General features: G+C 35.9%; 16 protein-coding genes. 5 read left to right on the forward strand and 11 right to left on the reverse strand.

Annotation, left to right across the window (positions count from 1 at the left end):
• Positions 1 to 23: 23 nt before the first annotated feature.
• From ICJ55_RS07835 to ICJ55_RS07850, 4 genes are all read left to right on the forward strand, one after another.
• Positions 24 to 422 carry a DUF423 domain-containing protein gene (locus ICJ55_RS07835; RefSeq protein WP_188156304.1) on the forward strand — a complete coding sequence of 133 codons (399 nt, stop codon included), beginning with the start codon at positions 24 to 26 and terminating at the stop codon, positions 420 to 422.
• Positions 415 to 1,509 (forward strand): 23S rRNA (cytidine(2498)-2'-O)-methyltransferase RlmM, encoded by a 1,095-nt coding sequence (gene rlmM, locus ICJ55_RS07840; protein WP_188156305.1) that lies wholly within the window; start codon positions 415 to 417, stop codon positions 1,507 to 1,509. Before ICJ55_RS07835 ends, rlmM begins: the two co-directional genes overlap by 8 nt.
• Before the next feature lie 95 nt (positions 1,510 to 1,604).
• A complete protein-coding gene (gene dapB, locus ICJ55_RS07845; protein WP_188156306.1) occupies positions 1,605 to 2,417 on the forward strand; it encodes a 4-hydroxy-tetrahydrodipicolinate reductase in 813 nt (270 codons plus the stop codon).
• A gap of 18 nt (positions 2,418 to 2,435) precedes the next feature.
• Complete coding sequence (locus ICJ55_RS07850) at positions 2,436 to 3,569, forward strand: methionine biosynthesis PLP-dependent protein (RefSeq protein WP_188156307.1); 1,134 nt, start codon at positions 2,436 to 2,438, stop codon at positions 3,567 to 3,569.
• Between the two features lie 369 nt (positions 3,570 to 3,938).
• On the opposite strand, the gene ICJ55_RS07855 is transcribed toward ICJ55_RS07850, so the two are convergent.
• The 10 genes from ICJ55_RS07855 to ICJ55_RS07900 form a co-directional block, all read right to left on the reverse strand.
• Positions 3,939 to 4,472, reverse strand: coding sequence for a hypothetical protein (locus tag ICJ55_RS07855; RefSeq protein WP_244141772.1), 534 nt, complete (start codon positions 4,470 to 4,472; stop codon positions 3,939 to 3,941).
• 88 nt (positions 4,473 to 4,560) lie between these two features.
• On the reverse strand, positions 4,561 to 4,893 hold the full coding sequence (locus ICJ55_RS07860; RefSeq protein ID WP_188156308.1) for a hypothetical protein: 333 nt from the start codon (positions 4,891 to 4,893) through the stop codon (positions 4,561 to 4,563).
• A 1-nt stretch (position 4,894) separates the two neighbouring features.
• Positions 4,895 to 6,031, reverse strand: a complete 1,137-nt coding sequence (locus ICJ55_RS07865; protein ID WP_188156309.1) for a type II secretion system protein GspD — start codon at positions 6,029 to 6,031, stop codon at positions 4,895 to 4,897.
• Positions 6,028 to 7,062, reverse strand: a complete 1,035-nt coding sequence (locus ICJ55_RS07870; protein ID WP_188156310.1) for a zonular occludens toxin family protein — start codon at positions 7,060 to 7,062, stop codon at positions 6,028 to 6,030. The genes ICJ55_RS07865 and ICJ55_RS07870 overlap by 4 nt, the downstream gene beginning before the upstream one ends.
• A gap of 9 nt (positions 7,063 to 7,071) precedes the next feature.
• A complete protein-coding gene (locus tag ICJ55_RS07875) occupies positions 7,072 to 7,368 on the reverse strand; it encodes a DUF2523 family protein (RefSeq protein ID WP_188156311.1) in 297 nt (98 codons plus the stop codon).
• A gap of 8 nt (positions 7,369 to 7,376) precedes the next feature.
• Positions 7,377 to 8,783, reverse strand: a complete 1,407-nt coding sequence (locus ICJ55_RS10730; protein WP_244141773.1) for a hypothetical protein — start codon at positions 8,781 to 8,783, stop codon at positions 7,377 to 7,379.
• Positions 8,784 to 8,928: 145 nt separating this feature from the next.
• Positions 8,929 to 9,168 (reverse strand): hypothetical protein, encoded by a 240-nt coding sequence (locus ICJ55_RS07885; RefSeq protein WP_188156312.1) that lies wholly within the window; start codon positions 9,166 to 9,168, stop codon positions 8,929 to 8,931.
• A gap of 27 nt (positions 9,169 to 9,195) precedes the next feature.
• Positions 9,196 to 9,435 carry a hypothetical protein gene (locus ICJ55_RS07890; protein ID WP_188156313.1) on the reverse strand — a complete coding sequence of 80 codons (240 nt, stop codon included), beginning with the start codon at positions 9,433 to 9,435 and terminating at the stop codon, positions 9,196 to 9,198.
• Between the two features lie 173 nt (positions 9,436 to 9,608).
• Positions 9,609 to 9,944 (reverse strand): DNA-binding protein, encoded by a 336-nt coding sequence (locus ICJ55_RS07895; protein ID WP_188156314.1) that lies wholly within the window; start codon positions 9,942 to 9,944, stop codon positions 9,609 to 9,611.
• Between the two features lie 26 nt (positions 9,945 to 9,970).
• Complete coding sequence (locus ICJ55_RS07900) at positions 9,971 to 11,122, reverse strand: phage/plasmid replication domain-containing protein (RefSeq protein WP_188156315.1); 1,152 nt, start codon at positions 11,120 to 11,122, stop codon at positions 9,971 to 9,973.
• 133 nt (positions 11,123 to 11,255) lie between these two features.
• On the opposite strand from ICJ55_RS07900, the gene ICJ55_RS07905 reads away from it, so the two are divergent.
• Positions 11,256 to 11,474, forward strand: coding sequence for a hypothetical protein (locus ICJ55_RS07905; RefSeq protein WP_244141774.1), 219 nt, complete (start codon positions 11,256 to 11,258; stop codon positions 11,472 to 11,474).
• Positions 11,475 to 11,578: 104 nt separating this feature from the next.
• Here ICJ55_RS07905 and ICJ55_RS07910 read toward each other — a convergent pair whose 3' ends face one another.
• Positions 11,579 to 11,863 carry a hypothetical protein gene (locus tag ICJ55_RS07910; protein ID WP_188156316.1) on the reverse strand — a complete coding sequence of 95 codons (285 nt, stop codon included), beginning with the start codon at positions 11,861 to 11,863 and terminating at the stop codon, positions 11,579 to 11,581.
• Between the last annotated feature and the right edge of the window lie 155 nt (positions 11,864 to 12,018).

Consider the following 12,018-nt stretch of genomic DNA (forward strand, 5'->3'; position numbering starts at 1 on the left):
TTTTAGTCATCTCCATAATTCTTATGAAAAACAAATTCCTTACCATCGCCGCCCTTAGCGGACTTTTCACTGTTGCCTTTGGGGCTTTTGCCAGCCACGGGTTATCACAACATTTAGAGCCGAAAGCTTTGGGCTGGATTGAAACAGGCATTAAATATCAAATGTTCCACACCATTGCTATTCTTGCTCTTGGCTTGTTCAAAATTGCAAATTTTTCGCAAAATCCGCCCGCTTGTAGAGCCAAAGCCTTGAATATTATCGGCGGTAGCTGGGCGTTAGGGATTTTACTTTTCAGCGGTAATCTCTATCTACGAGCGTTAGATGTGCCAACGATTCATTGGCTGACACCGATTGGTGGGCTGAGCTTTATGCTTGGCTGGGCTGCGTTAATTTATGTGAGTGTGAGAAGTAAAAATGTTTAATAAATTAGCCCTTTATTGCCGTGCCGGTTTTGAAAAAGAAGTAGCAGGGGAGATCAGCGACAAAGCAGCCCAACTTGGCGTTTTTGGCTTTGCTAATCTTAAAGAAAATAGTGGTTATGTAATTTTTGAGTGTTATCAAAATGGCGATGCTGACCGCTTAGCTCGAGAGCTAAAATTTGCTCAACTCATTTTTGTTCGCCAAATGGTTGTAGTTGCGGATTTGTTACAAAATTTACCTGAAAATGACCGAATTTCGCCGATTTTAAACCAATATACAGAGTTAAATCCTCGAAACAGTTCTGAGATTTTTGTGGAAACGCCCGACACCAATGAGGCAAAAGAGTTATTAACTTTCTGTCGTAAATTTACTGTGCCGCTACGTTCTGCGTTGAAAAAACAAGGTTGGCTAACCAAAACGGAAAATGCAAAGGGCAGTGTGAGTTTGCATATTCTGTTTGTGCGTTCCGGGGCGTGCTATGTGGGCTATGCTTATAATCACAATAAATCACCGTTTTTTATGGGGATTCCACGCTTAAAATTCCCGGCGGAAGCCCCAAGCCGTTCAACCTTAAAATTAGAAGAGGCAATTTTAACCTTTATTCCACAAGCGGAAGAGAAAAAACGCTTTAACGATACGATGACAGGCGTAGATTTAGGAGCTTGTCCGGGCGGTTGGACTTATCAATTAGTCAAACGTGGCGTCTTTGTTTATGCGGTCGATCACGGCAAAATGGCTGCCAGTTTGCACGAGACAGGACGAATTGAACATTGCTCTGAAGATGGTTTTAAATTCCAGCCACCCAAACGCAAACAAATTGATTGGCTTGTATGCGATATGGTGGAGCAGCCTATGCGTATCGCCAAACTGATGGCAAAATGGCTGATTAACGGTTGGTGTCGTGAAACCATTTTCAACCTAAAATTGCCAATGAAAAAACGCTATCAAGAGGTGCAACTTTGCTTACAATATTTGGAAGAAGAGTTGGAAAAACAAGGACTTTGGTTCAAAATTCAAGCCAAACATCTCTATCACGATCGTGAAGAAATCACGGTGCATATTGCGGTGATGGGGAAATCTGAAAAATAAATAACAAGCGGTAAAATTTTCACAAAATTTTGCAAAATTCTTGTAAAATCAGACCGCTTGTAACCAATAAACACAACAAAAAGGAAAGAATAAATATGACATTAAGAATCGGAATTGTCGGTGCCGGCGGACGAATGGGGCGTAATCTTATTACTGCCGTACAAAATGCCGAAGGGGTAGAACTAGGTGCAGCCTTTGAGCGTAAAGGTTCATCATTAGTTGGGGCTGATGCAGGGGAGTTAGTCGGTATTGGCACTTTAGGTGTTGTGGTGTCCGATAATGTGGCTGAAAATGCCGATAAATTTGATTTATTAATCGATTTTACCCGCCCTGAAGGAACATTAGAGCATATCGCAATTTGTGTCGAAAATAATAAAAAAATGGTGATTGGTACAACCGGTTTTGATGATGCAGGCAAAGCGGCTATCCAAGCAGCAGCAGAAAAAATCGGTATTGTATTTGCGTCAAACTACAGCGTGGGTGTGAATTTAGTATTCAAATTGTTAGAAAAAGCCGCAAAAGTGATGGGCGATTATTGTGATATTGAAGTGATTGAAGCTCACCATCGCCACAAAGTTGATGCGCCGTCAGGTACAGCATTATCAATGGGTGAACATATAGCCAAAACCCTTAGACGTGATTTAAAAACCCACGGCGTATTTGAGCGTAATGGTATTACAGGCGAACGCAAACGTGATGAAATCGGCTTTGCCACTATTCGTGCCGGAGATGTGATTGGCGAACATTCTGTTTGGTTTGCCGATGAAGGCGAGCGTGTGGAAATCGCACATAAAGCCTCTAGCCGAATGACATTCGCTAATGGTGCAGTGCGTGCCGCGAAATGGTTAAACACCAAACAAAACGGACTGTTTGATATGACAGACGTGCTAGATTTAAATAATCTATAAACTTGAAGGATAATAACAATGACAAAATTCAATAATATCGAAACCACTTTAGTTCAAATCGGTAACCGAACCGATCCTCGCACCGGTGCGGTAGCAATGCCGATTATTCTTTCTACCGCTTATGGTCGTGATGGCTTGGGCGAATCAACAGGCTGGGACTATACTCGTACTAAAAACCCAACCCGTGCCGTATTAGAGCAGGGGATTGCCGATTTAGAAGGTGGGGATGCCGGTTTTGCAATGGCTTCAGGTATGGCAGCTATTCAATTAGTGATGTCGCTGTTTAAAGCTCCGGATGAATGGATTATTTCAAGCGATGTTTATGGTGGTTCTTACCGTTTATTTGATTTCAGCCACAAAAATCACGGCACATTAAAGCCAGTTTATGTTAATACAGCAGATTTAGCGGCAATTGAGGCAGCAATTACACCTAATACCAAAGCTATTTTTGTGGAAACACCGTCTAATCCATTAATGGAAGAATGTGATGTTGCAGCTATCTCTAAAATTGCGAAAAAACACAATTTGATGTTGATTGTGGATAATACTTTCTTAACGCCGGCATTATTCCGCCCGATTGAACACGGTGCAGATATTGTGGTTCATAGTGCAACCAAATATTTATCCGGCCATAATGATGTATTAGCGGGCTTAATTGTCGCAAAAGATTCAGAAGAAACCAAAGTAAACGGACAAAACTTAACTGAGCGTTTATTCTATTTCCAAAACTGTGCCGGTGCAGTGCTTTCGCCGTTTGATTCTTATCTTGCCGTGCGTGGTATGAAAACCTTGGCATTGCGTATGGAACGCCACCAACATAACGCATCAGAAATTGCTAAATTTTTAGCAGAGCAGCCTGAAATTGATAGTGTACTTTATTCAGGTAAAAGCGGTATGGTTTCGTTCCGTTTACAAAAAGAAGAATGGGTGCCTAAATTCTTAAAAGCGATTAATTTAATTACCTTTGCTGAAAGTTTAGGTGGAGCAGAAAGCTTTATCACTTACCCGGCAACGCAAACGCATATGGATATTCCGGAAGCAGAACGTATTGCTCGTGGTATTACTAATACCTTGTTACGTTTCTCAGTCGGCTTGGAACACGTTGAAGATATTAAAGCGGATTTACTACAAGCCTTTAAACAGTTGAAGTAGTTGTTCATCCTAAACTTACAAGCGGTCAGACTTTTTGTGTTTTTTGCAAAAGAGATGACCGTTTGTTTTTTTGAATGTATAAATGGATATTTGAAAGGAAAGTTGTTTATGGATTTATAAAATTCATTATTTTAATACTTTATTTAACATAATATAAGTTATGCGAAATTCATTTGAATAAAAAAACATCACTTAAACTTATTCTTTGCATTTAGAAAAATTATCTCTTTCATCTATTATAAATTCCCTCCAAATGTACTAACGCCCTTGCTGTCGCTTCGGTTGTTCAAATTTTTAACCGCAAATCACACTCCTACGAACAATAAAGTTCTAGTGTAATTTGCGGCTAAAAATTTTACGTTTTACCAACTACAACATATTGCTGTCATTTGTTTTCTGAGATTTTTTATCCTCAGCACTAATTTTTTTATACGCTTCAATAAATTCTTTACGTTCATAAATTAGGTTCACTTGAAATCCCCCCATATGCGGAGCTTCTAACAAAATTTCAGTATCCCCATTTCTAAATTTACCATATCTATCTCCAACAAATGGCTTTTGTTGTTTCACAAGTTTATATTTTGACTGTAAAATACCAAACAAATGTTCAAATTTTTTATGTTTCATATTGTCTGTTTCTTGGAATTTAGATATTACAGCTGTCAATATGCCTTTTTCATCAAAAATAACCAACAAGCTATTTAAATCTTCAATATCAATAGCTTGAGGGCTAATAAAATACTGATTACCTTTACTATAACGATTTACACCATCTTCAGTAGTTTCATACATATCTTTGACTTCCTGCTCCGTTGTTTTACCTAACTCCATATTAAAAACTACTGGATCTGCAAATGCTAATGAACTAAGACTTAACATTAAAGCTAACAATGTTTTCTTCATAAAATAACCCCATGTAAAAACAAATCAAAATAAAGGTGCTTGCCTCCTCATTCTTGCGGGGACAAGCACCTTTATTTTGATTTATTAGCTAAGAACTTTCGGATTTTAAAATCTTAAGATAAAAAATAGCTTCCTCTATAACTGAAGCCGGCACATCATTTTCACCTAGAACAATATTATAAGTTCTTAATCTATCGCACTCAGCTTTTAAGAAAAGGATTAAATCTAAATTTAACTCATTAAATAAATCTACTATATCCCTATAAAGTACTTTAATTTCATTAAAAATTTTTAATTCTCTTTCTAATTGAAGAGGCGTTATAGTTCTATTTTTTGATAACATTTCCTTATAAGATTCATTTGAATACCCCAGAATAACTGGCATTAATCGCATAAAGTTTTTTTCTATAGACATTTTCATATTAAATTTTATTTACCTGTAACAAAACAATAATGTCCGTTTTAGTATGTTCACTTGACTTACCAGTAAACCAACCACTCGGTAATAAAGAAAAACCTGTTTCCCCTTGGGATAATTTATTCTCAGCTAAACCACCTAATACAATTACATCGCCACTTTTTACTGTTACATCAGTTAATAAATCACGTTTTACCAACGTTGGGCTATTATTAACACCAGTATCTGTTTTGATGAAATTTGAAAGCTGTTGTTGAATTTTTAAATCAATCGCCTTATCTTTTATTGTCGGCTGAATATCAAATATCACACCGCTTGAGCGATATTCAATCGACTGAATAGGTCTGCCGTCCTGATACGTGACATTCGACAATACAGGCACATCAGAGCCTACTGAAAAATTACCCCTTGAACCTGATTTTACTCTTAATGTCGGACTACTGACAACCCTAAAACGTTGATCTGTGCGAAACAATTCAAACATAGCATCTAAATTTCCTGCGTTCACGGTAATAAAATTTTCATAGCTTTGCTTATAACCAACACTAATACCTAATTTTCCTGATAGCAATTTCGCTAACAAGTTTATGCCACTGCCCTCTTTTTCAATGTTCTGCACTTCAAAAACATAGCCAGTTACCACGACTTCACTACTTTTTGTGTCGATTGATTTTAAGACACTTTTCACTCGTTCAATATCTTCAGAAGTACCATAATACACAAGCTTATCGCCATTCGCAAAAACTTGGTTTCCTTCTGTTCCATCTTTCAAGAAACTAGCCAAATAATCAACATCACGATGAATTGGCGAATAAACAAAACTACGTTTTATTACTTTCGGCTGTTTTGGTTCAACATGTCCAATATAAACAACGCCTTTTTTCTCTGATATACTGATATTCATATTGCTGAAATATCGTTGAATAAATTGCTCAAAATTCTGTTGCTCAGTTGTATGAAAGCTAATAACCCTTGAATCATTGGCCAATTTAGGATCAAGCATATACGGCTTTTGTAGTACTTCATCGTATATTATTGATATTGCTTTCGGTAACGGCACAGCTTCTAATTTAAAATCAACATTCTTAGCGTAAGAAAATGAGCTAATCATTAGCAACAGCCCCAATTTATAAATTTTCATTTAGATTCTCCTGAAAAATAACTAACTATTTCGCCATCTATCTCTCCCTGCAACATTCGACCGCTAAAACTAAACTGGCTACTAGGCTCAAGTCTTAAACGGTTTTCGTTGTCAGCTAAGATCACAAATGATTTATTATCCTTTTTTAGTTCCCCGGTTATTCGCCATTTAGTTGATAAAGGTTTTCCAACAGCAGGAGATAAATTAACTACCATATCGTTATGGTTTTTATCAGGAGTAAATTTAGCCTCTTCAGTATTATTGCTTACTTCGCTCTCTGAACCATTTAGGAAAATGTAAAGATTATAACCACAATAAAATACCGCTACTGGTAAAAAAACAATCCATAATTTGACCCAAAAAGATGAAAATATAGATTGTCTACTATCTGTAACCGTTTCTTTTCCACCACCAGATTCATAAGATTTATAAAGTTCAAAGATTTCTTTATCATATTTTTCTTGATAAGAGTTTGTTCGGTTCTTTTTAGCTAAGTTCTTTCCTTGAAAAACATCAACCCGATAACGATTACGCAGTCCCAAACCAACGTGTTTTTGCATTCGGTAAGTTGTTTCAATTCTGTCTTTGATAAATCGTGGAATTTGAGAAATATCTTGATTTATCACGACTAAGTCACAAGTTACACCTGTTATAGGATCTGTAAAATGTCGATGTTCAGCAATAAATGAACGATGATTTTTGGGAATATCCTTGTCATTTCCCCAAATACGCCAAACTTCATCAATAATTATCAAGTCCCCAGCCTTGCAAAATGAATCTTGTTCGTCCATTGATGGTAAAAAATCCAATTCCAAGCATTGTTCATTTGTTACATATACGACATCACCAAGTTCTTCAATCGTTAATTTCTTATTTTTACGCAGCAAATATTGATGAATTTTCTCTTTATTTAATCCATAAATGTTTGAAACGACTCTTCGATTTGAAACAACAGCAGGTAAAATTACCGACTTAACCACTTCATACGATTTACCACTTCCTGGAACACCTATATACGCTGAAACAGCCATATCACTCCCCTATCCAATAAATGGTATACGTCTAATTGCAAAACGTGAAATCATTGCTGAAATCATTAAAGAAATAGCCATAGGTATCTGAAAAATATTAAAAAAATACCACATGCTTTCAGGCAACTGCCCAAATAAGGAATTTAAATCAGGTATTAAATTTTTAGACACCAGTACTTCTATTGCCACTGGAAGTAGTTCAGAGGTTAAAAAATAGATAGATAAAAATATGACACCTTTAATTAAAAAATCTGAAACCAAATAATTCACAATTGCTGATAGTGCCATAAAAATCACTTTAAACATTTATCCTCCTAAGCACTTAATACATAACGTAAAGCAATAAACGCCCAAATAATCCCAAATAATAGACTTAACATTTCTTTATGTGGTTCTATCAAATCGCAATGCTCTCTAAGCTCATAATGAAATTTCAAGTATTCAATATCAAACGTCCAAACAGGGCATTGTGCGGCTCGCTTATTCAGTTCAAAATTCTGTAAATCAGGTAGCAATTTTTTAAAAGGGGATATGATTGATTCTGTCGTAGGAGCTTCTAGGTCAGGCAAATCAATATCAGGTGCTGAAAAATCAATCGCTAAAACTGATTTATCGTTAGGATTTTGCTCTGGTTGATTATTGTCAGGTGTATTATTATTTGTTTCTGCAACACTTCCACTTGGAGCATTAAACATATTTTCAGAATACTTAAATTCAGCTAAATCTTTCGCTTTTAAACTTGGGTCGCTGTAATACTGTCTTACATCTTTTGGATTAATGCTTGTAATGACTTTACGTTCTTCTGATGTAAAATCTTGACTACCTAAGGAAACCACATTTTTCGCAAAATTAGCAATTTGGGTATCATCACTTAATAAAACTTGATTTTCATCGACTACGCTTGTTAATGGCACAACTTCGGGTTTTCCTTTGCTCATAGTTTCTCGCCTTACAGCTCTTGCTGTAAATAAGCCTACTTCATCTCTACATTCGTCAGAGCTTTTAAAACAACGTTTATAGCTATATTTGACGTATTTGCCATCTGAATAAATCGGGTGTGGTTCATATCCAACAATCCTCCCCTCAGAAATAGTTACACTTGACGAACTTAACTGTTCAAGTTCCCTCTGTAACCTCTTTTCGGCATAACAATGTAAAGTTTCATCATAAGATGATGAATTGCATTGTCCAAAAGAATCATCATAAGTTACTAATTTTCGATCTCCTAAGCTGATGTACACAGGATTTAGTAGTGATGGTTCTTCATCTAGATAAATTTTTGTTTGTTCCCCTGTTTTGGGATCAGAAACGACTACATAAAAAGCCCCTGATTCATCTTTTGAAGCAGACGTAAATTTTTGAAATGTCTTATCAATCAAATCATCAGCAAGATAACCTGCACCCAATGTAATAGCCAAGCCGGCAATAGGGTGCTTTTGATAAAGCACGCCTGATACTCGAACAGCTTTTTTCGCTATACTGCGTAACAAATTGGCTTTGTGAACCTGTTGCATCGTTGATAATTGACTATTCGAAATAGTAGCAGGTAAATTATGCGTTCGATTATAAGCACTACTCAATAGGTCCCTAACTATTCGCTCTGCCTTATTTTCCGAGGCATAACCCATAGATGATACTCCACGGCTAACACCGTTCAACTTATCTCTAACTACTTGCTCTGCTTCATATTCAAGAGCAAATGAGAAGTTACTTAACAGCATTACGTATCCAAAAATTACCCATTTAATCCTTGAACAACAGCCCAACCGCATACGACCCCCGTAAAAAAACTCATAAATTCCCACATATTTCCCCCTATAAAAAAGGCTTAGAACCAAATTCTAAGCCTCATATTTCATTTGCAAATTACGAAATCATAGATTTGATTTTGCGAATGCCCATTACGACAATAGTTACACCTAAAACTACACCGGCTGCGGACAAGATTCCTGATTTAACTGAATCAACATTGATTGCATCTAACAAAGGCTTAAACATCGTTTCGCCATCTGACGATGCAAAAGCACCTGTTGAAGCAACACCAAGGGATAATGCCACGCATGCTTTTAAGTAAGTGCCTTTTAATTTATTTAAAGCATTTTTCATAATTAATACCTCAATAAATAAAACAATTTATCTAAACTGCTTGATTATTTGTCCTATTCCGTATGAAAAAACATAACAAAATAAGACAATGCCCATTCCTGACATTAGATAATTCATATTGAATTGACCTAAATCAGGACTATTTGAATGCACCAAAGTTTGAAACTTAGTTATTTCATCTTTCGATACTTTCAAAATTACGTCATTACAACTATTTTGATTATCTAAACGACAAACTTTTGTTGTAAGGTTAATTTCACTACTCATTTTAGAAAAAAGAATAAAACAGACTAAACATCAGCATTAATGCAATACTTGAACCAATAAAACTGCCGACAATGATGTCTTTAAATTCTTTACTCATAAAATACCTCATTCCTATTTAACAAAAAATTACGTTATGCGAAAATCATTGATGTAAGTCTTTGATTTATAATGATTTATTTATTTTCATCAATCGGCTGTATCATCGAATTTTCATCAAAATTATATGTAATACCTTTACGTCCACCGTCCATTACCCATTCACGTGGGTAAACTAAGATCATTACTAACTTGTCTTTGTATTGCTGAACGGTTCTTTTAAAGCCATCATTAATACAACGTTCATCAACCTTAATTTCTTGTGTCGTTGTGTTGTAACCACCGTAGCCGTCAGGATCTTGAAGTTGGATACCGATATTGTGCTTATCTTTAACTTCACCGGTATCACGATTAGTGAATGTGCTTGCTTTATAGCCTTTAAGTACACCAACAATGTAAAAGCCTGTACGCATAGTAATTTCCTCTTGTTAGTTGATTATTAAGCAACCAAACGCAGAATTGGCGTGTTGCTCGGGTATTGATAAAAATCCGGTGCTTTGAATGGTTGAACAAAGATTTGTTCACAAGATATGACTTGAACCGCTTGGAATTTTTCTACATCGCAAGGATTAGCAATATCTATACCTATTTTGCGAAGTCTGGCACGATGCGTCTCATATTGTCGGCTAGAAATACCTAAATCTTGTCCACTGACCCATAACATAGCGTAATAAGCTGTAGTATTCGCCTTACGAAGTGTGTCTACCACCCCTTTATTTACAAGCTGTTCTGCTATTGTTTGTAACTCTATTTTGCTAATGCCTAAAGTTTTGTGCATATTGATGAATTCCTCTTGTAGGTGCTCTAATTTAGAAAAATCACTAAGTCCCCAATAGCAAAGATTTTCTCTTTTTAAGTAACGTGATTTTAGTTTTTGTTCGAAACGAACTACTCCATTTTGTTCGCAGTAATCGTATACTTTTTTGTAATACAGGAATTCTGATGAATGTTCACCGAATTTATTTTTGATTTTGTCGTAAGAGTGGATTCGTAATTCTTCGTGTTTGATATAGCAAGAAGAATAAATAAGATTTGCGTTACCCTTTGCACTTAGCCAATCAGCTGTACAACCATTAATGTGAAGTCTGCCGATTGAATTGCGATACCGCATTTGTGATAATGCTTTGATAAAGGTTCTTTCGTTACCTTTACCAACAGATTTATTAGTCGTGATGTCCAATCTTTTAATGATTGCACCATTTGAAAAAGTATGTACTTTTTCTCCGTCTTTACCTTGTCCGTGAAAAATCTCTGTACAGCGAGTAAAAAGCGGTAGTTTAAGTTTAGCTAGAATATTGTTAAAGCAGTGTACACAAGCATCTATGGATGTAAAACCAAGTAAATTTTCCGTTTTACCCCAACGGCTTGGATTGCCTTCCATTTTGACTACTGAGCCTGATACTTGAATTGATACTTCATCACAGTAACTACCCTTGTGGCGATACTTGCCTGTTCTTATACCCTGCTGAATTTCCCCTGTATCAAGATGAATCCCTATCACACCGAAATCGAAAAGCGAAGCAATCACAGCTTCCGGAATTTCGAAACCGTGATCTTGCTCTAAGGATAACCAATCAATGTGATAGTTCATAAAATAACCTTTTACCCTGTTATGCTCACTTGCTCACAAGTGATAACATATTAAGATAAAAATCATTTGTGAGCAAGTGATCAATATCACATTTTTAAAATCATTTTTGTGAAATACAATATAGAAATATTTAATGGAAGACTTAAAAGGACAGAAAATGAATGTTGCTAAACGAAAAAATTTAGGTGTGCCAGCTGAAACACATATGAAAATAGAAAGGGTTGCCGTAGAAATTACAGCTAAAACTGGGCGGGTCACTAAATGGACTGATGTCGTAAATTTTATGATAGAAAATTACTTAAACGAAGCTAAACAAGACTTAATTCATAAAACAACAGAAACGACAAAATAGGCTCAAACCTATAACTGGAAATTTAAATTTACCGCAGAATATTGCGGTAAAGTTCGGGTGTTACAGAACTCCCGAACTTTTATGAGCAAAAAATAAACATCTATTTAGCGGCGAAAAAATCGACTTCCGGATGATTTATTATAGGTTCTAATAAATTCATCAAGATCAACTGGTACATTAGAGTTAACTAATTCTTGCAGAAAAAACATAAAATGCTCAAGTTGCTCAAAGCGTTTATCTGTGATTGCTCTATCCTCACTACTGCTGTAGTTAAAACGTACTTCTAGAGAATTAACGGTGAGATAAATTCGATGTTCGTTCAACTTCAATAGCTTAACAGCTTCATGAAAATATTTGGGTGTGATATTGGAAAGGGTTATGTCTGCCATAGTTTAGCTTGAAAACACTACTTAGTACTTGTTTTATCAAAATACAAAGAATACATTTTTAGAGCCTCTAACATCTCCAAGTTAGACTCTTTAGGATGTTCTAAACACTCAAGAATTAGCCTCTGATCTTCAACAGAAAGGTTTAGAACTAGATT

This window comes from Mannheimia bovis, assembly GCF_014541205.1.
In the GTDB taxonomy this organism is placed as follows: domain Bacteria; phylum Pseudomonadota; class Gammaproteobacteria; order Enterobacterales; family Pasteurellaceae; genus Mannheimia; species Mannheimia bovis.